At 64.7% G+C, this 22,704-nt stretch carries 21 protein-coding genes; 14 read left to right on the top strand and 7 right to left on the bottom strand.

All coding sequences use genetic code 11. The annotated features are described in order from the left end of the window. Position 1 precedes the first annotated feature (1 nt). The 3 genes from FNJ84_RS06115 to FNJ84_RS06105 all read left to right on the top strand — a co-directional run bounded on the left by FNJ84_RS06115 (position 2) and on the right by FNJ84_RS06105 (position 2,382). Positions 2-391 carry an MAPEG family protein gene (locus FNJ84_RS06115; protein WP_143792124.1) on the top strand — a complete coding sequence of 130 codons (390 nt, stop codon included), beginning with the start codon at positions 2-4 and terminating at the stop codon, positions 389-391. An 85-nt stretch (positions 392-476) separates the two neighbouring features. Next, entirely contained in the window at positions 477-1,865 is a 1,389-nt protein-coding gene (lpdA, locus tag FNJ84_RS06110; RefSeq protein ID WP_143792123.1) for a dihydrolipoyl dehydrogenase, read from the top strand. After that, positions 1,858-2,382, top strand: coding sequence for a lytic transglycosylase domain-containing protein (locus tag FNJ84_RS06105; protein ID WP_185968440.1), 525 nt, complete (start codon positions 1,858-1,860; stop codon positions 2,380-2,382). Before lpdA ends, FNJ84_RS06105 begins: the two co-directional genes overlap by 8 nt. On the opposite strand, the gene FNJ84_RS06100 is transcribed toward FNJ84_RS06105, so the two are convergent. Then, positions 2,379-4,403, bottom strand: coding sequence for an ASKHA domain-containing protein (locus FNJ84_RS06100; protein WP_143792122.1), 2,025 nt, complete (start codon positions 4,401-4,403; stop codon positions 2,379-2,381). The two genes, FNJ84_RS06105 and FNJ84_RS06100, sit on opposite strands and share 4 nt — an antisense overlap. A gap of 193 nt (positions 4,404-4,596) precedes the next feature. Continuing rightward, positions 4,597-5,523 carry a class I fructose-bisphosphate aldolase gene (locus FNJ84_RS06095; RefSeq protein ID WP_143792121.1) on the bottom strand — a complete coding sequence of 309 codons (927 nt, stop codon included), beginning with the start codon at positions 5,521-5,523 and terminating at the stop codon, positions 4,597-4,599. 187 nt (positions 5,524-5,710) lie between these two features. Between FNJ84_RS06095 and FNJ84_RS06090 the strand changes: the two genes are divergently transcribed. Further along, complete coding sequence (locus tag FNJ84_RS06090; RefSeq protein WP_143792120.1) at positions 5,711-6,298, top strand: hypothetical protein; 588 nt, start codon at positions 5,711-5,713, stop codon at positions 6,296-6,298. Between the two features lie 142 nt (positions 6,299-6,440). On the opposite strand, the gene pgk is transcribed toward FNJ84_RS06090, so the two are convergent. Then, the gene (gene pgk, locus FNJ84_RS06085; protein ID WP_143792119.1) at positions 6,441-7,643 is read right to left on the bottom strand and encodes a phosphoglycerate kinase; all 1,203 of its coding nucleotides are present in this window, start codon (positions 7,641-7,643) and stop codon (positions 6,441-6,443) included. A 171-nt stretch (positions 7,644-7,814) separates the two neighbouring features. Between pgk and FNJ84_RS06080 the strand changes: the two genes are divergently transcribed. The 7 genes from FNJ84_RS06080 to glmM all read left to right on the top strand — a co-directional run bounded on the left by FNJ84_RS06080 (position 7,815) and on the right by glmM (position 15,815). After that, complete coding sequence (locus tag FNJ84_RS06080; protein ID WP_143792118.1) at positions 7,815-8,321, top strand: peptidylprolyl isomerase; 507 nt, start codon at positions 7,815-7,817, stop codon at positions 8,319-8,321. After that, positions 8,314-8,916, top strand: a complete 603-nt coding sequence (locus FNJ84_RS06075; RefSeq protein WP_143792117.1) for a peptidylprolyl isomerase — start codon at positions 8,314-8,316, stop codon at positions 8,914-8,916. Before FNJ84_RS06080 ends, FNJ84_RS06075 begins: the two co-directional genes overlap by 8 nt. Positions 8,917-9,102: 186 nt before the next feature. Next, positions 9,103-11,691: a putative PEP-binding protein gene (locus tag FNJ84_RS06070; protein ID WP_143792116.1), complete on the top strand. Its 2,589-nt coding sequence runs from the start codon at positions 9,103-9,105 to the stop codon at positions 11,689-11,691. Positions 11,692-11,935: 244 nt separating this feature from the next. Continuing rightward, on the top strand, positions 11,936-12,571 hold the full coding sequence (locus FNJ84_RS06065) for a cell wall hydrolase (protein ID WP_255471065.1): 636 nt from the start codon (positions 11,936-11,938) through the stop codon (positions 12,569-12,571). A gap of 132 nt (positions 12,572-12,703) precedes the next feature. Next, positions 12,704-13,489, top strand: a complete 786-nt coding sequence (locus FNJ84_RS06060; protein WP_143792115.1) for a dihydroneopterin aldolase — start codon at positions 12,704-12,706, stop codon at positions 13,487-13,489. Then, positions 13,486-14,475, top strand: a complete 990-nt coding sequence (gene folP / locus FNJ84_RS06055; RefSeq protein WP_143792114.1) for a dihydropteroate synthase — start codon at positions 13,486-13,488, stop codon at positions 14,473-14,475. Before FNJ84_RS06060 ends, folP begins: the two co-directional genes overlap by 4 nt. Beyond that, positions 14,472-15,815, top strand: coding sequence for a phosphoglucosamine mutase (gene glmM, locus FNJ84_RS06050; protein ID WP_143792113.1), 1,344 nt, complete (start codon positions 14,472-14,474; stop codon positions 15,813-15,815). The genes folP and glmM overlap by 4 nt, the downstream gene beginning before the upstream one ends. Here the strand turns inward: glmM and FNJ84_RS06045 are convergent. From FNJ84_RS06045 to FNJ84_RS06035, 3 genes are all read right to left on the bottom strand, one after another. Beyond that, the gene (locus tag FNJ84_RS06045) at positions 15,812-16,264 is read right to left on the bottom strand and encodes a GNAT family N-acetyltransferase (RefSeq protein WP_143792112.1); all 453 of its coding nucleotides are present in this window, start codon (positions 16,262-16,264) and stop codon (positions 15,812-15,814) included. The genes glmM and FNJ84_RS06045 overlap by 4 nt on opposite strands. Positions 16,265-16,326: 62 nt before the next feature. Further along, positions 16,327-17,211 carry an HNH endonuclease gene (locus FNJ84_RS06040; RefSeq protein WP_185968439.1) on the bottom strand — a complete coding sequence of 295 codons (885 nt, stop codon included), beginning with the start codon at positions 17,209-17,211 and terminating at the stop codon, positions 16,327-16,329. A 154-nt stretch (positions 17,212-17,365) separates the two neighbouring features. After that, entirely contained in the window at positions 17,366-18,208 is an 843-nt protein-coding gene (locus tag FNJ84_RS06035) for a MoxR family ATPase (RefSeq protein WP_143792110.1), read from the bottom strand. 186 nt (positions 18,209-18,394) lie between these two features. Between FNJ84_RS06035 and dksA the strand changes: the two genes are divergently transcribed. From dksA to FNJ84_RS06020, 3 genes are all read left to right on the top strand, one after another. Further along, positions 18,395-18,817, top strand: coding sequence for an RNA polymerase-binding protein DksA (gene dksA / locus FNJ84_RS06030; protein WP_143792109.1), 423 nt, complete (start codon positions 18,395-18,397; stop codon positions 18,815-18,817). Positions 18,818-18,906: 89 nt separating this feature from the next. After that, entirely contained in the window at positions 18,907-20,133 is a 1,227-nt protein-coding gene (locus tag FNJ84_RS06025) for an FAD-dependent oxidoreductase (RefSeq protein ID WP_255471064.1), read from the top strand. A gap of 102 nt (positions 20,134-20,235) precedes the next feature. Next, on the top strand, positions 20,236-21,522 hold the full coding sequence (locus FNJ84_RS06020; RefSeq protein WP_143792108.1) for an O-acetylhomoserine aminocarboxypropyltransferase/cysteine synthase family protein: 1,287 nt from the start codon (positions 20,236-20,238) through the stop codon (positions 21,520-21,522). A gap of 66 nt (positions 21,523-21,588) precedes the next feature. Here FNJ84_RS06020 and FNJ84_RS06015 read toward each other — a convergent pair whose 3' ends face one another. Next, positions 21,589-22,521, bottom strand: coding sequence for an SIMPL domain-containing protein (locus FNJ84_RS06015; protein ID WP_143792107.1), 933 nt, complete (start codon positions 22,519-22,521; stop codon positions 21,589-21,591). Between the last annotated feature and the right edge of the window lie 183 nt (positions 22,522-22,704).

Here is a 22,704-nt window from a genome sequence, read left to right as displayed (position 1 = left end):
CATGACACCCGAACTGACCGTTCTGGCGCTGGCCGGCCTGCTGCAAGCGGTCCAGTTCGCGCTGTTCGCCATTGCTGCGAACCGCGAATTGGGCACCCGTGTCACCATGGGCCCGCGCGACAAACCGATCACGGTGTCGGGCCGCACCGGCCGTCTGCAACGGGCGCTGAACAACCATTTCGAGGGGCTGATCCTGTTCACCCTCGCCGTTGTCGTGGTCTCGCTTGGCGGCCAGTCGACGGGCTTCACCGCCGCCTGCGCCTGGATTTATCTCGTCGCGCGGGTGCTTTATATCCCGGCCTATGCCTTTGGCCTGACGCCCTGGCGCTCGGTCATCTGGAGCGTTGGCTTCGCTGCCACCATGCTGATGATCCTTGCAGCACTTTTCTGATGCTGCTTGGGTCCATAAATATCCCGCAGGGGTCCGGGGATGCGAAATCCCCGGTCCTGCGCCTGACACCTGAGAGGGACAGAAGATGTATGATCTGATCGTAATCGGCGCCGGCCCCGGCGGCTATGTCTGCGCCATCCGCGCGGCCCAGCTGGGCCTGAAAGTCGCCTGCGTCGAAGGCCGCGAGACCCTGGGCGGGACCTGCCTGAACGTGGGCTGCATCCCCTCCAAGGCGCTGCTGCATGCCAGCCACATGCTGCATGAAACCCATGAAAACTTTGACAAGATGGGCCTGACCGGCGCCAAGGTGAAGGTCGATTGGACCAAGATGCAGGGCTACAAGGCCGATACCGTCACCACCAATACCAAGGGCATCGAGTTCCTGTTCAAGAAGAACAAGATCGACTGGCTGAAGGGCTGGGCCACGATCGAGGCCGCCGGCAAGGTCAAGGTCGGCGATACCGTCCACGAAACCAAGAATATCGTCATCGCCACCGGTTCCGAAGTCAGCCCGCTGAAGGGCGTCGAGGTCGATAACGCTGGCGGCGTCATCGTCGATTCCACCGGCGCGCTGACCCTGCCGAAGATTCCGAAATCCATGGTCGTCATTGGCGCCGGTGTCATCGGGCTGGAGCTTGGGTCCGTCTATGCCCGCCTTGGGGCAGAGATCACGGTTATTGAATATCTCGACGCTATCACCCCTGGCATGGATGCCGAGATCCAGAAGCAGTTTCAGAAGACCCTGCAAAAGCAGGGCTTCAAGTTCATCATGGGCGCTGCCGTTCAGGGCGCCGAGGTCAAGAAGGGCAAGGCCGTTGTGACCTATGCGCCCAAGGCTGGTGGTGACGCGCAGACCATCGAGGCCGACTGCGTCCTCGTCGCCACCGGTCGGCGTGCATTTACCAATGGGCTGGGTCTGGACAAGGCCGGCGTGGCGGTCTCGGATCGTGGCGTCGTGCAGGTCGACAAGCATTGGCAGACCAATGTGCCCGGCATCTATGCCATCGGCGATTGCGTCCCCGGCCCGATGCTGGCCCATAAGGCCGAGGATGAGGGCATGGCCGTGGCCGAGGTCATCGCCGGCCGCGCGGGTCACGTGAACTATGACGTGATCCCCGGCGTGATTTATACCAGCCCCGAGGTCGCCAATGTCGGTCTGACCGAGGAAGCCGCGAAAGCCACCGGCCGCAAGATCAAGGTCGGCAAATTCCCCTTCATGGGCAATGCCCGCGCCAAGGCCATGTTCATGGGCGACGGCTTCGTCAAGATCATTGCCGATGCCGATACCGACCGCGTTCTGGGTGCCCATATTATCGGCCCCAATGCGGGCGAGATGATTCACGAGATCTGCGTAGCGATGGAATTCGGCGCCTCGGCCGAAGATATCGCGCTGACCTGCCATGCCCATCCGACCACCTCGGAAGCGGTGCGCGAGGCGGCGCTGGCATTGGGCGGCGGGGCGATTCATGTCTGACGTCGCGGCGGGGGCTTCGCGCCCCCGCACCCCCGCGGGATATTTGACGACCAAAGCAGGCAGGAGGGGGTTTCTTCTGGGGGCGCTGGCACTGGCCGCTTGCGGCAATGGTGGCGGCAAGATGCCTGAGGGTGGGTCCTCTGCTGGCCTTTATCCCAACGAAACGCCACAGCTACGCTCGCGCATCAATTACTGGTCGCGCCATTACGGCGTGCCGGTGCCGCTGGTTCATCGGGTGATCATCCGCGAATCGAGGCACCGGCCCGAGGCGCGCAATGGCCCCTATTACGGGCTGATGCAGATCGTGCCGCAGACGGCGCGGACGATGGGTTATCGCGGCCCGGATTCGGGGCTGCTGGATGCCGATACCAACCTGCAATATGCCGTCAAATACCTGCGCGGCGCTTATCTGGTCGCGGATGGCGACCATGACAAGGCCGTCATGTGGTATGCGCGCGGCTATTATTACGAGGCCAAGCGCAAGGGTCTGCTGAAAGAGACCGGGTTGCGCGGCTAGCGTCTTCTGCGCCGCGGGCGGTCGTCGCCTGCGGTGTTATAGCTGACATCGGGCAGATCGACCTGCCCCGCCAGACCAGGGAACGGATCGGTCGCATGCGGGATCGCATTGGCTGCGACGAAATGTTCCTGAAAACGCGGCGCGATGGCGGTCTCGATACGGGTAATATTCTGCACCTCAGCCTCGATCTCGGCCCGTGCGGCACGCGAGCACAGCGCAATCCGCGCCCCCGTTCCCGCCGCATTGCCCGCGCTGGTCACGCGATCCGGCGCGCAATCGGGGATCATCCCCAGAACAAGCGCATGCAGCGGCGAGATATGCGCACCAAAGGCACCGGCCAGCGTCACCCGGTCCAGCGTCTCGATGCCGAACTCATCCATCAGCAGCCGCGCGCCCGCATAAAGCGCCGATTTCGCCAGTTGGATCGCGCGGATATCGCCCTGCGTCACCATGATCAGCGGCCCGCCATCAGCGGTGCCATCATGCAGCACATAAGAATGCGTCCGCCCCTGCGGCACGGATCGCGCGCTGCCCACCTGCTCGGCCGAGCCGATCAGGCCCGAGGGATCGACCAGACCGGCGATGCGCATTTCGGCCACGGCCTCGATGATGCCGGAGCCGCAGATGCCGGTGATGCCGGTCGCCTTGGCGGCCTCGGCAAAGCCCTGCTCGTCGGACCATTCTTCCACCCCGATGATGCGGAAGCGCGGCTCTTTGGTCAGCGGGTCGATGCGGACACGCTCGATGGCGCCGGGGGCGGCGCGCTGGCCGGAACTGATTTGCGCACCCTCGAAGGCCGGGCCGGTGGGCGAGGAACAGGCCAGAACCCGCGTCTTGTCGCCCAGCACGATTTCCGCATTCGTTCCCACATCGACAATCAGCACCGGGCTGTCGGATTTCTGCGGCTGTTCCGACAGCACCACGGCTGCGCAATCGGCGCCCACATGGCCGGCGATGATCGGCAGGACATAGGCACGGGCGGCGGGGGCGATGCCAAGGCCAAGCTCGTTGGCTTTCAGCGTCATGGCATCACTGGTCGCGGGCGCAAAGGGCGCTTGCCCCAGTTCCACCGGGTCGATCCCCAGCATCAGGTGATGCATGACCGGGTTGCAGACCAGCACCGCCTCGACGATCCGCGCCGGTTCCACCTGCGCCTCGCTGGCCAAAGCCTCGGCCAGCCGCCCCAGCCCGTCCCGCACCGCGCGGGTCATTTCAACATCGCCGCCGGGGTTCATCATCGCATAGCTGACCCGGCTCATCAGATCCTCGCCGAAGCGGATCTGCGGGTTCATCAGGCCCGAGGAGGCCAGCACACGCCCATCATCCATCGCCACCAGATGCCCGGCAATCGTGGTCGAGCCAAGGTCGATGGCCAGCCCGTAAAGCGGCCCGTCCAGCAGGCCGGGCAGCAGGTCGATCAGTTGCGGCGGCTGGCGGCCATCGTCCCAGACCACCGCCGTGACCTTCCAATCGCCCTTGCGCAGCACTTTTTGAATGCGCGAAAGAACCTCAAGATCAGCTTGCAGTCTTTTGATATTCCACTGTTCTTCCAGCGCAGCTGACAGGCGCTGAAAATCACCGGTCGGGTCATCCAGATCAGGTTCGACAACTTCGACATAGAAGGGCCGCACAGCCGGGTCCATCGCCATCACCCGCTCGGTCGCGGATTTGCGGATCACCTGCCGGTGCAACTGGCTTTCCGGCGGCACGTCAATCACCACATCCGACTGGATGCAGGCCTGACAGCCCAAGCGCCGCCCCGGCTTCAAGCCGCGAATGCGGTCATAGCGTTCCTCGACCGCGTTGATCGGGGTCAGCGCGTCCTCGGCCACGGTCACGCCATGCTTCGGAAACGCCCCCTTGCCCGGCGCCACCTGGCATTTGGAACAGATGCCCCGCCCGCCGCAAACCGAATCCAGATCCACGCCCAAGCGCCGCGCGGCCTCCAGCACTGGGGTTCCGGCCGGAACGCGCCCGCGCTTGCCCGAGGGCGTGAAGATGACAAGGGGATCGTCGGCCATGGCTGGGGCACCTCGCTGTTCGCCACCGAGTTAATCGCGCGGGCCACCGCCCGCAAGGCGCGAAGCCGCCAGCTTGGCGCCTGAATGCGACCATCAGCCGTGCCGAAATATCCTCGGGGGGTGAATTGCGTTCGGACCCGAACGCAAGAGGGGGCGCGAGCGCCCCCTCAATCCGTCACAAGACGAGCCGAAATCAGGCGCCCTTGTAGATGTCCACCAGCTTGCCCAGCATGGCCAGCGCATCCTCGCGCGAGCGCTGGAAGCTGTTCCTGCCGATGATGCTGCCATTGCCGCCGCCGTCGCGGATCGCGCGGGCATCGTCATAGACCGCGTCGGCACCCTTTGCCGCGCCGCCTGAAAAGACCACGATGCGCCGCCCGTTGAACGAAGCCTGCATGCAATGCGCAACCCGCGCAGCCTGGGTAGCGATCTCGATCTTCTTGTCCTGATAGACTTTCTTTGCCTCGGGCAGCATCAGATGATCGGTCGAAAGCTTGATCTTGATGATATGAGCACCCAGCAGCGCCGCAATCTGGGCCGCATAGGCGGCGATGTCGATGGCGGTCTCGCCGTCCTTGGTGATGGCCTCGCCGCGCGGATAGGACCAGATCACCGTGGCCACACCCTTGCGCGCGGCTTCTTCGCGCATGGCGCTGATTTCCTCGAACATGTCCAGCGCCATGTCCGACCCCGGATAGATGGTAAAGCCGATGGCCGCGCAGCCAAGACGCAGCGCGTCGTCGACGCTGGCGGTGATCGCCTGATTCTTGCCGGCGGTTTCGGACATCAGGCTGTTGGCGCTGTTGACCTTCAGGATGGTCGGGATCTGGCCCGCAAAGGTGTCGGCGCCAGCCTCGATCATGCCCAGGGGCGCCGCATAGGCGTTCAGCCCGGCATCGATGGCCAGCTTGTAATGGTAATGCGGATCATAGGCGGCCGGATTCGCCGCAAAGGACCGCGCGGGACCATGCTCGAAGCCCTGGTCCACCGGCAGGATGATCATCTTGCCCGTCCCTGCAAGGCGGCCGGTCATCAGCATCCGGCCAAGCTGGGCCTTAACGCCGGGCGTCTCGCCCTCATAATTCGACAGGATAGTCTTGACGGTGCGCGTCATCTTCATCTTGCGGTCCCCTTTCGCTTTGGCCGTTTCCTAGCAGACCACCCGGCAAGGGCAACGCTGATCGCGCTAACGGGGACGCGGAGGGGCGGGCTAGCACAGAAAGGTAAATAGAATCTTAATTAGTCTTGAAATGCCCGATATTTAAAAACTGATATTGTGGACCTGTCAAACCAGACAGGAGTCAACGATGTATGTAAGTACGAGTCCGGTCAGCATCTATCTGCCCCTTTTGGGCGGTGCTGCACCGTCAGCAAGCAATGAAAAACTGACCTGGGGCCTTGAATCGCTGGACGTGTTCAACCGTCCCATCAGTGCCGCCAACCTTCAGGCCCCGGTCGAAAGCCCCGCCAATCCGCTGCTGGGGCCCGCCGAAAAGGCGCAGGACGGCTATTACGACTGGGTCGATCAGATGATCGCCTTCCGCAGGGCCGCCGCCGCCAACCAGCAACCGGCCGCCCCGCAGCAGGCCGCACCTGTCGAGGGCGCGGCAGCCGAAGCCGCCGCCCCGCAGCAGGCCGCACCTGTCGAGAGCGCGGCAGCCGAAGCCGCCGCCCCGCAGGCCAACGCCGCCGCCGATACCGAGGCGGTCGCAAGCGGCGATACGTCCGCGGGCACAGAAGCTGCCCAGCCCGAACAGCAGGAAGCCGCAAGCACCAGTAACGGCAATGGCAATGGCAATGGCAATGGCAATGGCAATGGCAACGCCTACGCCAATGGCCGCAGCAACGGCAATTCCTCGGGCGGGTTGTTAGGTTGGCTGTTCGGGCGTCGCTGATCTCGGCCCCGGCCGGCTTCAGCCCGGGATGACACTGAAGGCGGCGGCGTTCACCTGCCGCCATCAAATCCGATCTGATGGATCAGCAGGAATCAGAATACCGGCCGCTTCATGACACGTCAGGCGCGCGGAAGTGCTGTTTTCAGGGCCGTTTGGCCTTAAGCGCCGCGACACCGGGCAGTTCCTTGCCTTCCATCCATTCCAGGAAAGCGCCGCCTGCCGTCGAAATGAAGGTAAAGTCATCGGCCACTCCGGCGCGGTTCAGGGCCGCAACCGTATCGCCGCCGCCCGCCACTGAAACCAGCGTGCCGGCCCGCGTGGCCTCGGCCGCGGCCTGGGCTGCCGCATTGGTGGCGCGGTCGAAGGGGGCGATCTCGAAGGCGCCAAGCGGGCCGTTCCAGATCAGCGTCTTGCAGCGCGCGAACAGGTCGCTGATCGCGGCCACCGTGTCCGGCCCGGCATCCAGGATCATGGCATCGGGCGGGCATTGGTCGACGGGCAGAACCTCGCTGGCGGCACCTTCGCGGAACTCTCGCGCAACCACGATATCCACCGGCAAATGAATGGTGCAGCCTGCCGTTTCGGCCTTGGCCATGATTTCGCGCGCGGTATCGGCCATGTCGCGTTCGGCCAGCGACTTGCCGACCTCGACGCCCTTGGCGACCAGGAACGTGTTGGCCATGCCGCCGCCGATGATCAGGTGGTCCACCTTTTCGATCAGGTTGCCCAGCAGGTCCAGCTTGGTCGAGACCTTGGCCCCGCCCACCACAGCCACCACCGGCCGCTCGGGCTTGCCAAGCGCGGCATCCAGCGCCGTCAGTTCAGCCTGCATCAGCCGGCCGGCGCCGGCCTCCATCAGTTTCGCAAGGCCCTCGGTCGAGGCATGGGCGCGATGCGCCGCCGAGAAGGCATCGTTGACATAGACCTGCCCCAAGGCGGCCAGCGAGGCCGCAAAGGTCGCGTCGTTCTTTTCCTCGCCCTCGTGGAATCGGGTGTTTTCCAGCAACGCCACATCGCCCGGCTTCAGCGCCGCGACCACGCGCTTGGCCGGGCCGCCGATGCAGTCATCGGCAAAGACCACGGGCTGCCCCAAGGCAGCCTCCAGCGCGGGAACCACCTGGCGCAGCGACATGCTGTCGACGCGCTGGCCCTTGGGGCGGTCGAAATGGGCCAGCAGCACGGGAATGCCGCCCTTGGCCTGAATATCCTTGATCGTCGGCACGATCCGGTCGATGCGGGTGGTATCGGTGACCTGGCCGTTCTCGACCGGCACGTTGATATCAACGCGGGTCAGCACGACCTTGCCGTCCATGTCCAGGTCGTCGATGGTGTTGAAATCAGCCATGGTGCGATCCTTTCACGCCTGTTTCGGGTGTGTTCTTGCCTTGGCTTGTCACGCAAGTTGACAATCCCGTCAACCGCAACCCCACATTGAACGCAGCATGGCGGTTCCGCGTTGCTTATTGATCCGGTGACGCCTATCTGCGTTCCCATGTCCAACCTGAAGGAGGGCCCCATGGCCGAGATCAAGGACCCCGAGAACACCATCATCATCACGCTGAAGGACGGTCCCGTGACCATCGAGCTGCTGCCCGATGTCGCGCCCAAGCATGCCGAGCGGATGAAGGAACTGGCCCGCGCCGGTGCCTATGACAATGTGGCCTTTCATCGGGTGATCGAGGGCTTCATGGCGCAGACCGGCGACGTGCAGCACGCGAATATGGAAAAGAACTACAACCCCGGCCGTTCCGGCACCGGCGGTTCCGATCTGCCCGATCTGCCGGCCGAGTTCTCGCGCCTGCCGCATGCGCGCGGCACCCTGGGCGCAGCCCGTTCGGCCAATCCGAACAGCGCCAACAGCCAGTTCTTCATCAACTTCAATGATAACGACTTCCTGAACGGTCAATACACGGTCTACGGCCGCGTCATCGAAGGGATGGAGCATGTCGACAAGATCGCCCGTGGCGAGCCGCCTGCGAATCCCGACCGGATGATCTCGGTCAAGGTTGCCGCCGATGCGTAAGCTGACCCTGATCCCGGCCATGCTGGTGATGGCCGGCCCCGTGCTGGCCGAGGGGTTGCCGGGCGTCACCGATGGTCCCGGCCCCAACATGGTGATCGAGGTCGCCGCCGCCGATGGCAGCGCCAAGGGCACGATCGTGCTGGACCTGTTCGCCGACAAGGCACCCCAGCATGTCGAACGTCTGGTGACGCTGGCACGTGACGGGAAATATGACGGCGTGGTGTTCCATCGGGTGATCGACGGCTTCATGGCCCAGACCGGCGATGTGCAGCATGGCCGCCAGGGCGGCGATACCGCCATGGCAGGCATGGGCGGCTCTGACCTGCCCGATCTGCCGGCCGAGTTCAACGACGCCTCGTTCCAGGCCGGCACCGTCGGCATGGCCCGCAGCCAGGACCCCAATAGCGCCAACAGCCAGTTCTTCATCGACCTGGCCCCGGCGACCTTCCTGGACGGTCAGTATACGGTCGTGGGCCAGCTGGTCGATGGCTGGGACGTGCTGAACGCCATCACCAAGGGCGACGCCAATGCCAATGGCGCGGTGGCGACGCCCGATTACATGGCCAAGGTCACGATCACCGACGGCGCCAGCTGATCTGGCCCTGCCAGCGACCCGGAAAGGCCCGCCCAGATGTTCTGTGAGCGGGCCTTTTCCATCATACCGTCTTGCGCAATCGCCCCTGGGCCACCGCCCAGATGCGCCCCAACTGTCGCCACCGGCGCAGAAAACCGCGCTTTTCGCACTTGCGGCATTGCAGTAACGCGCTATTTCTAAGGCGTTATGACACATGCGGCCAGCATCGACGCAATCAGGATCACCCCTTCGGCGGGGATCGACCGCGCACGTCACGGCTGGCGGGCGAAATGCCTGCAACGGCTGGTGCGCATGGACCTGCCGGTGCCGCGCAGCCATGCGATCTCGGCGGAATGCGTCCAGCGGATTGCAACCGGAAACCCGCCTGATCTGACGATGCTGGCGGGGCTGATGGGCGACCGCGAGGATACGGACCTGCCGGCAAGCGGGCTGATCAGCGTGCGGCCCTCGGCGCTGAATCCGGAATGGGGCGGGCCGGGAACGGTTCTGAACGTGGGCATCAACGATGCCCGCCATGCCGCGCTGGCCAGTCGCATCGGGCAACAGGCCGCCGATGCGATCTATCTGCATTTCGTGCAATCCTATGCCACCCATATCGCCCGGCTGGATCCCGACATGTTCACCCAGGATGGCGAAGGCGCGCTGCACGATGCGCTGCGCACCTATGCCGACGAGATGGACGAGCCCTTCCCGCAGGATCCCGCCGTCCAGTTGGCCGAGGTGTTGCGGTCGATGGCGCGGGCCTGGGACGGGCCGACGGCCCGACTGCTGCGGCAGGCCAAGGGCGCGCCGGCCGAGGCACCACTGGGGCTGGTTGTTCAGGGCATGGCGCTTGGCATGGGGCCGGGGTTTTGCGGCTCGGGCACGATCCAGTTCGTCGACAGCGTGACCGGCACGCCGCGCATCACCGGGCGGTTTCGCGGCCAGATGCAGGGCAGCGTCCGCGCCTCTGATGCCCAGACCCTGTATCTGACAAAGGATGAACGCGGCCCCTCGCTGGAAGAGGTCGCGCCCGAGGTCTTTGCCGATCTGGTCCGCTTTGGCGTGGCCGCCCGCGAAAGGCTGCGCGAGGAAATGCAGATCGAGTTCGTCGTGAATGACGGGCGGGTCTGGATCATCGACGCGGTTCGCCTGCAACGCAGCAGCCGCGCCTCGGTCCGCATCGCGGTGGCACTGGCCAATGACGGCATCATCCCCCCCGCCGAGGCGGTGATGCGGGTGGAACCGCGCGCCCTGTCGGATCTGCTGCATCACCAGGTCGATCCGCGCGCGCCGCGCGACCTGGTCGCGCGCGGCATCAATGCCAGCCCCGGTGCCGCCACCGGCAAGATCGTCTTTTCGGCCACCGCCGCACAGGCCAGCGCCGCGCGGGGCGAGCCCTGCGTTCTGGTGCGCCGCGAAACCGTGCCCGAGGATATCCGGGGCATGCATGCATCCGTCGCGGTTCTGACCGAACGCGGCGGCACCACCAGCCATGCGGCGGTGATCGCGCGCGGGCTGGGCCTGCCCTGCATCGTGGGCGCATCCGGCATCAGCATCGACACCCGCACCCGGCTGTTGCGCGCGGGCAACCGCAGCTTCCGCGAGGGCGAGGTCATCACCATCGACGGCACCACCGGCGAGGTTCTGGCCGGCGCCGCCGAGATGCTGGAACCGGCGCTGGACGACAGTTTCACGCAATTGCTGGAATGGGCCGACCAGTTCCGCCAGATCGACGTGCGCGCCAATGCCGACACGCCCGAGGATGCCCGCACGGCGCGGATGTTCAACGCGCAGGGCATCGGGCTGTGCCGGACCGAGCACATGTTCTTTGACGCCGAGCGCCTGCCTGCCATGCGAGAGATGATCTTTGCCGACAAGGCCGAGGATCGCCGCCTGGCGCTGGAACGCATCCTGCCGATGCAGCGCGACGATTTCGCGGCGCTGTTTCAGATCATGGCCGGGCTGCCGGTCACGATCCGGTTGTTCGACCCGCCGCTGCACGAATTTCTGCCCCATGACCGCGACGGCATGCGCGAACTGGCCGAATCGCTGGACCTGCCGCTGCCGGACGTCATGCGTCGCGTCGATGCATTGTCCGAGTTCAACCCGATGCTGGGCATGCGCGGGGTGCGTCTGGGTATCGTCATGCCCGAGATCTATGACATGCAGGCCCGCGCCATTTTCGAGGCCACGGCACTGGCCGGCCGCGACGGTGCGGCGGTGGTGCCCGAAATCATGATCCCGCTGGTCTCGGCCATGCGCGAGGTCGAACTGGTCAAGAACCGCGTCGATGCCGTCGCGGCCGAGGTCAGAAACAAGATGCATACCGATTTCACCTATCGCCTGGGGGTGATGGTCGAAACCCCGCGCGCAGCGCTGCGTGCGGGCGACATTGCCGCCCATGCGGCCTTCCTGTCCTTCGGCACCAATGACCTGACACAGATGACCTATGGCCTGTCGCGCGACGATGCCGGGCGCTTCATGGGCACTTATGTCGGTCAGGGCGTCTATGACGAGGATCCGTTCCACATCCTCGATCAGGACGGCGTGGGCGAGCTTTTGATGATCGGGGCCGAGCGTGCGCGCAAGGTGATGCCGGACATCACCTTGTCGGTTTGCGGCGAACATGGCGGCAACCCGGAATCCATCGCCTTTTGTCACCGCGCAGCGTTTTCCTATGTTTCCTGCTCTCCGTTTCGTGTACCCGTCGCGAGGCTGGCCGGGGCGCAGGAATCGATTCGGGCCAATTACGATGATTCGGGCATTCGCCCGCCCAGACAGTTCCCGGATTAGTTCCGATACGGACCTAAAAATCGGCGCAAATTGCTGATTTCTGCCGTTTATTACCGTGATCATCGGCAAGATACCGCCAATTCTGCGCCGCAGCATAGCGATTCGGAAACTCACGCGCCTGTGTGGTGGAAAGCCTGCCGCCGATAATCCTATCCACATCGTCGATGAACGTGCCGGTCTACTGCTCGGACTGGTTCGGCCCTTTTCGGGGTCATCTAACGTCAACGACGATACAGGTCCGAATATGCAAACGCTGCTGCCAAAGCTGATGCGTAATTGTCTCTCTGTTGCGGTTGTTTCCGCTACTGCCTCGGGTGCGGCCCATGCCACGGGTTCCAGCACCGTCTATACCGATGCCTCCATGCATGCCATTTCGGCCCCCATGGACATGCCGCGGCCCAAGCCGCTGCTTTATGCCGATGCCGCCCCCGTCAAGATCGAGGGCGGCCCCGAACAGATCTATCTGACCAACGCCGCCGCCGGTGGCTATACGGCCAACGATCTGGATTGCCTTGCCGAGGCGCTGTATTTCGAAGCCCGCGGCGAGGGTCGTCAGGGTCAGGCGGCCGTGGCCGAAGTGATCCTGAACCGCGTGAAAAGCGGCCGCTTCCCGAACAGCGTCTGCGGCGTGATCAACCAGCGCAGCCAGTTCAGCTATACCATCGGCGGGCGCAAGACGATCCGCAATCGCGGGACCTATCTGCGGGTTCGTCAGGTGGCCGAGAACGCCCTGTCGGGCGGAACCGGGAACCTGACTGGCGGCGCGACCTATTTCCACACGCCGGCTGTTCGCCCGGCCTGGTCACGTCGCTTCCAGCGCACGGTCCAGATCGGTCGCCACATCTTCTATCGCACCGGCCAGCGGGTCGCCTCGAACTGATCCGGCAAAGGCCAGGCCAATGGCCCGGACGCGCATAAGAAAACAGGCCGCCCGGCAGAGATGTCGGGCGGTTTCTTTCTGTCGGCTGGCCCTGCCTCTTGCGCGATGGCCGCAATGCTGGGAAAGGGTGCCATGACCCAAGCCGACCGAATCCATCTGCGCGATTATCTGGTCAGTGCCGATATCGGCGCCTTCCAGTCCGAACGGGGTCACCCGCAGCGGCTGCGCTTTAACCTGACCGTCGATCTGGCGCGCCCGGCCAGCGGCGCCCAGGATCATGTCGACGATATTCTGTCCTATGACGTCCTGACCCAGGCCATCACCGCCGGATTGGCCGATCAGCGCTATAACCTGCTGGAAACACTGGCTGAAAAGATCGCCGATGAGGTTCTGTCCCACCCGGCCGCAGCGCGGATCGAGGTGGGCATAGAAAAGCTGGATCGCGTGCCCGGCGCGCTTGGCATCACCATCATCCGCAACGCCGGACGGGCTGCTGCCCCGGCATCGGTTGCACGGCCCGCGCTGTTGTTCATGGGTCGCCCTGTGACGCTGCCGGATGCGCCTGTGGTGATCCTGCCCGACGCGCCGGCGCTGCCCCTGCCCTCGGACGGCGATCAGCGGCGGATCGCCCTGCTGGCGCTGGATCAGGCGGCCTGGGCGATGGCCGGACGCCTTGGGCTGGACATCGCCGACACGCGGACCGAGATCGACTGGTCCATCGCGGCCGGCCGCTCTCTGGTCTGGGCGCCATACCGGATGACGGCGGATGAAACCGATCTGCCCGCCGATCCGCATGCGCTGGCTTTCTGGCTGGCCCATCGGCTGAACGCGGCGCGGCTGGATTTCGCGCTGCCCGGCGGTGCCGACCTGCCGCCAGCGCCGCCCGGCTTCAACCTGCCGATCACGCGCCTGCCATGACCGACGCGGCCTATTACCGCCCTGTTCCCTCCCCGCTGACGGGGCGCTGGCAACTGGCCGGCGGCTGGACGCGGTTTTCGCAATTCGAACTGCTGGCGCGCGGCAGGCCCCCGCGCATCGTCGACACCGCCCCCGACGAGGTGATGCACGCCCTGACGGCCCCGCGCGCGCCCGTGCTGGGCCTGTCCATGGACCAGCCCCGCCTGATGGGGATCGTGAATGCCACGCCCGACAGTTTTTCCGATGGCGGCGCCTATCAGCCGCTGAATCAGGCGCGGGCGCTGCTGGATCAGGGGGCCGAGATTCTGGACATTGGCGGCGAGTCCACCCGACCAGGCGCGGCCGAGCTGTCCCAGGCCGAGGAAATCGCCCGCATCCTTCCGGTGATCAGCGCCATGGCGGCGCAAGCGCCAATCTCGGCCGATACGCGCAAGGCGGGCGTGGCGCGGGCGGCCCTGTCGGCGGGTGCGGGGATGATCAATGATGTCTCGGGCTTCGATTTCGATCCCGATTTGCCCCCGCTGGTGGCCAAGGCCGGCGTTCCGGTCTGCCTGATGCATGCGCAGGGCCTGCCGGAAACCATGCAGGACGATCCGCGCTATGGCGATGTGCTGCTGGATGTCTATGACGCGCTGGCTGCGCGCGTTGACAGGGCCGTCGCAGCCGGGATCGCCCGCGACAGGATCGTGATCGACCCCGGCATTGGTTTTGGCAAGACAAGCGCGCATAATTTGGCGATCCTGCGGCGAATCTCGCTGTTTCACGGGCTTGGCTGCCCGGTTCTGCTGGGCGTATCGCGCAAGCGGTTCATCGGCACGATCGGCGGGGCAGAAATCGCCGCAGATCGCGGACCGGGCACATTGGCGCTGACCATCGAGGCCGTCGCGCAGGGCATACAGATCCACCGCGTCCACGACGCGGCCATGATAAGACAGGGACTGCGCATGTGGGGCGCATTGCAGGAAAACGGGGCAAAACAAGAATGAGCAGAAAGCTTTTCGGAACCGACGGCGTCAGGGGCCGTGCCAATACCTATCCGATGACCGCCGAGATGGCGCTGCGCCTTGGCGCCGCCGCCGGCCGCTATTTCCGCCGTGACGGCCGCAACGGGCATCGCGTCGTGATCGGCAAGGATACCCGCCTGTCGGGCTATATGCTGGAAAACGCGCTGACCGCCGGGCTGACCAGCACCGGCATGAACGTGCTGCTGCTGGGGCCGGTGCCAACCCCTGCTGTGGGCTTTCTGACACGTTCCATGCGGGCCGATGTCGGCATCATGATCTCGGCCAGCCACAACCCGGCCGCCGATAACGGCATCAAGTTCTTCGGCCCTGACGGCTTCAAGCTGTCCGATGAGGCCGAGGCCGAGATCGAGCGCATCGCCACCGGCGAAATCACCCCCGCCCAGCCCGAAAACATCGGCCGCGCCAAGCGCATCGACGACGGGCGCGGGCGCTATGTCGAATATGCAAAGACCACATTCCCGACGGGGCAGCGGCTTGACGGGCTGAAGGTCGTGGTCGATTGCGCCAATGGCGCCGCCTATCGCGCCGCGCCCGATGTGCTGTGGGAGTTGGGCGCCGAGGTGATCCCGGTGGGCGTCGAACCCGATGGCACCAATATCAATGCCGGCGTCGGCAGCACCCACCCCGAGGCCTGCGCCGCGGCTGTGCTGAAACATGGCGCCGATCTGGGCATCTCGCTGGACGGCGATGCCGACCGCGTGGCGATCATCGACGAAACCGGCCGTCTGGCCGATGGCGATCAGATCATGGCCCTGCTGGCCGGTCGTTGGGCCGATGAGGGCCGGCTGAAAGGCGGGGCGCTGGTCGCGACCGTGATGTCCAATCTGGGGCTGGAACGCTATCTTCAGGGGCGCGGCCTGCGGCTGGAACGCACCAAGGTCGGCGATCGCTATGTGGTGGAACGGATGCGCGGTCAGGGCTTCAATCTGGGTGGCGAACAATCGGGCCATATCGTGATGACCGATTACGCGACGACCGGCGACGGCCTGATCGCGGGCCTGCAATTTCTTGCCGCCATGGCCGATAGCGGCCAACCGGCCAGTCGGCTGATCAGCCAGTTCGACCCGGTCCCGCAAATGCTGAAGAATGTCCGCTATGCGGCCGGTGCGGACCCGCTGTCAGCCGAAGCCGTCAAGGCGGTGATCGCCGAGGCCGAACGCCGGCTCAGCGGCTCTGGCCGCGTGCTGATCCGCAAATCGGGGACCGAGCCGCTGATCCGGGTCATGGCCGAGGCAGAGGACGAGGCAATTCTGCGCGAAGTCGTCGACGGCATCGTCGCCGCCGTCGAACGCGCGGCCTAAAGCGCCCGGTTATAGCGGATGAAGGGCGATTTCACCGCGACCTTGTCGTAAAGCATGCGCCCCGGATAATTATTCTCGGCCGTCAGCCAATAGACGGCCGGAACGCCCCGCGCATCGGCTGCGGCATAGACCGCCTGGATCAGCCCGCGTGCCACGCCCCGGCCACGCGCCTCGGCAGTCGTGAACAGATCCTGCAAATAGCAGACGCCTTCGGTCCGCCACAGGTTCGGATGAAAGACATAGTGGGTCAGGCCCAGCAATTGCCCCTTTTCTTCGGCGACCAGCCCGTGAAAATCGGCCGGATTGCCTGAAAGCAATCGCGCGAATGCCGTGTCATAGAAGCCCTGTTGCAGTCCTCTCCTGTCATAAAAGGCCTGATAACCCTCATAAAGCGCCTGCCATTGATCGCGATCAGACAGGGCAAGGGGTCGAATGGACGGCGCGGTCATGACATCTCCGTTCAGTGCCAGTGAATGATCATCAGCCCAGAATGCGCAGCATCCATCCCTGGTCAAGGCAGCGGAGCGGCGAACCTCTCCTCGGGCAGCATTCTCCGGGCGTCACCTGCTTCGCCGGACAGAACCGTCTCGATGATAACGGCATAGCGATCCGCCAGCTGCCGCAGTTCGTCATGGGCCTGTTGAAACACCAGCTGAAGCCGCGGGTCCGCGCCTATGGGGCGATAGCCGAACCGCTCCATATGGGTCGTGATCGCCTGGATCCGCTGCGGTCGATCTGCAAGAAATTCCCGAAAATCGCGATTACCCTTGCTGGCATTGCAACGCGCACAACTTGGCACCAGATTTCCCAGACGATGCTCGCCAAGCGATTTGCGATTGATCGGAATGACATGATCCATCTCAAGCACCCCTGGTTCACCGCAATAGGCGCAGCGATGACCAAAGGCGGCAACCACAGCCTGCCAATCCGCCAGGCCAAAACTCTCCTCGCCAATTCGGGCCAGAATGCTGCGGATCAAGCCGTTCTGGGCGTTTCCGATCGCGGGACTGCGATATCGTCCGCGACCGCCAGAGGCACCAGCCCGCACCACTTTCCCGGCAGACGGTTCCTCGGACGGCAGCGCACAATCCGGCAAGGGCAATCCTCGCGCCGTCAGATATTGCTTCAGCAAGAACAGACTGCGGCTGGCCGGCGGATTGAACCACTGGCTTGTCACCCGCACCGCAATCCCATTCACATGCCGGATCTCGCGCCAATAGCGGCGCGACTGGTCTGGCGCGATGGTCTCGACCCTCGACCAGAATGGATGGCCAAGATCGAAAACCTCTTTCGACCAGGCCCGATCACACAGCCGCCCAAATTCGGCCGCATCCTCTGCTTCGCAGAACGCCACGATTCCCGGCAGGCTGCCCCTGACATATTCGGCGATTTTCATGCCCGCTCCGCGCTCACTACCGGCGCAGCATAGCGGCACATATCCTGACAAATAGTTAACGACAGGCAAACCGCTGCCCATCAGCCGTGTCCAAATATCCTCGGGGGTGAGCCGCATCGCGGCGAGGGGGCAGAATGCCCCCTGCCCGCCGGCCCTATCGCCCCTGCCGCCGGGCCATGAAGGCCAGCTTTTCGAACAGAGCTACGTCCTGCTCGTTCTTGACCAGCGCCCCATGCAGCCGCGGCAGGACCTGGCCCGGCTCACGTTGCAGATCCTCGGGCGCCAGATCCTCGGCCAGGATCAGCTTCAACCAATCCAGAAACTCGCTGGTCGACGGCTTTTTCTTCAACCCAGGAGCCTCGCGCAGTTCGAAGAATTGCGTCAGTGCCACGTCCAGCAGGCGCGGCTTCAGGCCCGGATAATGAACCGAAACGATCTGCTTCAGTGTTTGGGCATCGGGAAAGCGAATGTAATGAAAAAAGCAGCGCCGCAAAAATGCATCGGGCAGCTCTTTTTCATTATTCGAGGTAATTACAACCACAGGGCGATATTTTGCACGGATCGTTTCACCGGTCTCGTAAACGTGAAACTCCATCCGGTCCAATTCCTGCAACAGGTCATTGGGAAATTCGATATCGGCCTTGTCGATCTCGTCGATCAGCAACACCACCTTGCCCTCGGCCTCAAAGGCCTGCCACAGCTTGCCCTTGCGGATGTAATTGCCGACATCATGGACCCGCGCATCACCCAGCTGGCTGTCGCGCAACCGGCTGACGGCGTCATATTCATAAAGACCCTGCTGCGCCTTTGTCGTTGATTTCACGTTCCATTCGATAATCGGCAGCCCCAGCCCGGCCGCCATCTGGCGCGCCAGCTCGGTCTTGCCGGTCCCCGGCTCGCCCTTCACCAGCAAGGGCCGTTCCAATGTCACGGCCGCGTTCACGGCCACGGCCAACTCTGGCGGGGCGACATAGTCTTTGGTTCCTGTGAACTGCATGGGCTCTTCTCTGGCTTTGCTGGTGTTTTGCCTCGATTTCCGGCGGACCGTAGGATCGGATTACAGAAGCTGCAAGCACGTCCGCGATGTTAGCACTAACATCCATCGACAAGACAGGATGCATCCTTTAAGGCTCCGCCCGAGGTGCCGGGAACCCCCCACAAACCTGGCCGAGCCGGAGGAAAAATGAAAGCACAGACCTTCCTGCCGCAGGATTATCGTCCCGCAGAGGACGAACCTTTCATGAATGAACGTCATCTCGAGTATTTCCGTCGCAAGCTGGAAGCCTGGAAACACGAGTTGCTTGAACAGTCTGCCGAGACCCTTGAAGGCCTGCAAGACAGCGGCCGCAGTGTGCCCGACATTGCCGATCGCGCCAGCGAGGAAACCGACCGGGCGCTGGAACTGCGCACCCGCGATCGTCAGCGCAAGCTGGTCGCCAAGATCGACAGCGCATTGCGCCGGATCGAGACGGGCGAATACGGCTATTGCGAGGTTACGGGCGAGCCGATCAGCCTGAAGCGGCTGGATGCGCGCCCCATCGCCACGATGACGCTGGAAGCGCAGGAAAAGCACGAACGCCGCGAGCGTGTGCATCGCGACGACTGATTGCGCCGGCTGATTGCGCCGGCTGACGGGGCAGGATTGCCCCGGTCAGCCAGCCGATCACAGCCGGGCCGGGAATCATCCCGGCCGACATGAATTGGATTGCCCCGATGTCGACCAACCTGCCTGATCCGACCGGCCTGCCGGGGACCGGCGTTCATCGCATCGAAAAGGTGGCATTGACTGCGGGCTTGCATGATCGTTCGGCCAGGATCATCGGTGGCGGCATTGCCGGGCTGACCGCCGCGCTGGCCCTGGCGGCACGCGGGGCTTCGGTTACGGTAACCGAACGCGCGCCCGAACTGACCGAGATCGGCGCCGGATTGCAGATTTCCCCCAATGCCGGCCGCGCGCTAGAGGCGCTTGGGCTGGGACCAGCGCTGGATGCGGTCTCGATCCGAGGGCGCGGCGTTCGGATGTGGGATTCCGCTGGCCGGCGCATCGCCACGCTGGATTTTCTGGCACATCGTCCGCAGGCGCGGTTTCGGATGATCCACCGCGCCCGCCTGATCGAGGTTCTGGCCGCGGCCGCCGACGCGGCCCGCATCACCCTGCGCCTTGGCCATGCTATCGAGGCCCTGCCTCGCGAACCTCTGGTCATCGGCGCGGACGGGCTGCACAGCCGCGTGCGGCAGGTGCTGAACGGAACCGAGGCGCCATTCTTCACCGGCCAGACGGCCTGGCGCGCGCTGATCACCGACCCGGAACCGCCGACGGATGGCACGGGCTGGGCCGATCTGTTTCTTGGGCCGAAGCGCCATCTGGTCAGCTATCCGCTGGCCGGGGGGCTGCGCAATATCGTGGCCGTGCGGCAGCGGCCGGACTGGCAGGCCGAGGGCTGGTCGCATCACGACGATCCGGCACATCTGCGCGCAGCCTTTGCAGCCTTTGGCGGCCCGGTGCCCGGCTGGCTGGCGGCGGTTCGGGAAACCGGAATCTGGGGGCTGTTCCGCCATCAGGTCGCCCGGCGCTGGCATGATGACAGCCGGGTGCTGATCGGGGATGCGGCCCATCCGACGCTGCCCTTCATGGCGCAAGGCGCCTCCCTGGCCATCGAGGATGCCTGGCAGTTGGCCGCCTGCCTGGACGCCCTGCCCGACCAGCCGGCGGCGTTCGAGCGGTTCCAGTCGCTGCGCGCCGACCGCGCCACCGCCATCGTGGCGCTGGCCGATCGCAATGCCCGCGCCTATCACCTGTCGGGACCGGCGCGGCTGGCTGCCCATGCCGGATTGCGGGCCATCGCAGCCGTGGCGCCGGCCCGGCTGACGGCCCGGTTCGACTGGATCTATGACTACGACCCGACACGGCTTGGTGCTTAGGCCGACAGGCAAAGGCCCGTTGCCTGCCGCCTCGCCGATTTCCATTGCGGATCAAGGCCGGCGAGGCATAACCTGCGGCCGAAACACCTTTCGGAGGACGACATGACCCAGCCACAGGGCTTTGACACATTGGCCATCCATGCCGGCGCGGCAGCCGATCCGGCGACCGGCGCGCGGCAGGTGCCGATCTATCAGACCACGGCCTATGCCTTCCGCGATGCCGATCACGCCGCCCGTTTGTTCAACCTGCAAGAGGTCGGCTATATCTACTCCCGGCTGACCAACCCGACCGTCGCGGCGCTGCAAAGCCGCATCGCCGCGCTGGAAGGCGGGGCCGGCGCGGTCTGCTGTTCCTCGGGCCATGCGGCGCAGATCATGGCGCTGTTCCCGCTGATGGGGCCGGGGCTGAACATCATCGCCTCGACCCGGCTTTACGGTGGCACCGTCACCCAGTTCAGCCAGACCATCAAACGCTTTGGCTGGTCGTGCAAATTCGTCGATCTGGACGATCTGGATGCGCTGCGCGCCGCCATCGACGACAACACCCGCGCGATCTTCTGTGAATCCATCAGCAATCCGGGCGGCTATGTCACCGATATTCCGGCGGTGGCGGGCGTCGCCAATGATGCCGGCATTCCGCTGATCGTCGACAACACGCTGGCCACCCCCTATCTGTGCCGCCCGATCGAAATGGGCGCGACGCTGGTTGTCCACAGCCTGACCAAATACATGACGGGCAATGGCACCGTCACCGGCGGGGTCGTGGTGGACAGCGGCACCTTCGACTGGTCTGCCAGCGGCAAGTTCCCGTCACTGTCGGAACCCGAACCCGCCTATCACGGGCTGAAATTCCACGAAACCTTCGGCAATCTGGCCTTTACCTTCCACGGCATCGCCATCGGGCTGCGCGATCTGGGCATGACCATGAACCCGCAGGGCGCCCATTACACGCTGATGGGGATCGAGACACTTGGCCTGCGCATGCCGCGCCATGTGGAAAACGCCCAGAAAGTCGCCGAATGGCTGGAAAAAGACCCGCGCGTCGCCGCCGTGACCTATGCCGGTCTGGCCTCTTCCCCGTGGAACGCGACGGCGCGGCGTGTCTATCCCAAGGGCGCGGGGGCGCTGTTCACCTTCGAGATCAAGGGTGGATATGATGCCGCCGTCAGGCTGGTCGACGCGCTGCAACTGTTCAGCCATGTGGCCAACCTTGGCGATGCGCGCTCGCTGGTGATCCATTCGGCCTCGACCACCCACCGACAGCTGACCGAGGCACAACAGCGCGCCGCAGGCGCAGGCCCCGAGGTCGTTCGCCTGTCCATCGGGCTGGAGGACGTGGCCGACATGATCGCTGATCTGGATCAGGCGCTGACCAAAGCCACCGCCTGACCACGTCAACGCAACGACAAGCCGGACGGCCGCTATGGAACGGCCGCCCGGCAGTTTGGCGGATCGTCAGTTCGACGGCGCGGTCCCGGCGTCATCACCTGCCGGCTCATCGGTTGCCGCATCAGGGGCGGCGTCGGCATCCGGTGCCATGGCGCCGCAGTCGCCCATGCCGCCCGCACCGATCAATGCGAACTGAACCTCGACCTGCGCGGTCATGGTCAATTCGCCGCCCTGCACCGGCACCGCACCACCATCAGAGGCAACCATCGCCTGCCGCATCATCATCGGCTGCGGCCCGCCAGACGGCAGGACCGCATCGCGGATGGTCAGCACCGGACCAAGCGTCAGCCCGGCCGCCTCGGCCATGACCTCGGCGCGGTGGCGGGCATCGGCGACGGCATCGCGGCGGGCATCGTCCTGCACCTGATCGGAATCGTCGCGTCCGAAGGTGATGCCGTTGATCTCATTCGCGCCGGCACCCACGATCGCATCCAGCGTCACGCCCAGACCGTCCAGATCGCGCACCCGCACCGTCACCATGTTCTGCGCCTGATAGCCGGTGACACGGGGCGGCTGGCCCTCGCTGGAATAATCCATCATCGGGTTCAGGTTCAGGCCCGATGTCTGGATGTCGCGCGCCTCGATCCCGGCTGCGGTCAGCGCATCAATCACCGAGGTCTGCTGGGCCGAGTTCGCCTGCATCGCCGCAGCAGCGGTCTCGGCCTGAGTCGTCACGCCAAGGTTGATGGTGGCCATGTCGGGCTGGGTTGCCGCCTCGCCCTCGCCGGTCACGATGATGCGCGCGCCATGGCCGCGCATTCCCTTGCCGCCGGCATCGCAGGCGTGATGGGCATCGCGCCCATTGGCGGCGGGCATATCTGCCGTCTGCGCCAGGGCCGGCGTCGAGGCCATCAGGGCAGCCCCGGTCAGCAGCGCGGCAAACCGCTTGCGCCCCCTGTCAGACCCGATGCCGGCGGCCCGGTTTTGCGCTCGTCTCATGTTGGTTTCTCCTTATCGTGGAAATTGGTGCTTCTGAACGCAGTTCTAGCTGATTTGTTCAACGAATTGCGTTCACAGCTGCGCCAGTTTCACTTTCCCCACACAACAAATTGAGGTAGACCATAGGGCATAACACCAGATCGGGACAAACCCGCACGCCGAGGCATTGCAGACAGTCATGAC

It is taken from the genome of Paracoccus sp. M683 (assembly GCF_007096355.1).
Lineage (GTDB): Bacteria > Pseudomonadota > Alphaproteobacteria > Rhodobacterales > Rhodobacteraceae > Paracoccus.
This window is presented reverse-complemented; position numbering and strand designations above follow the sequence as displayed.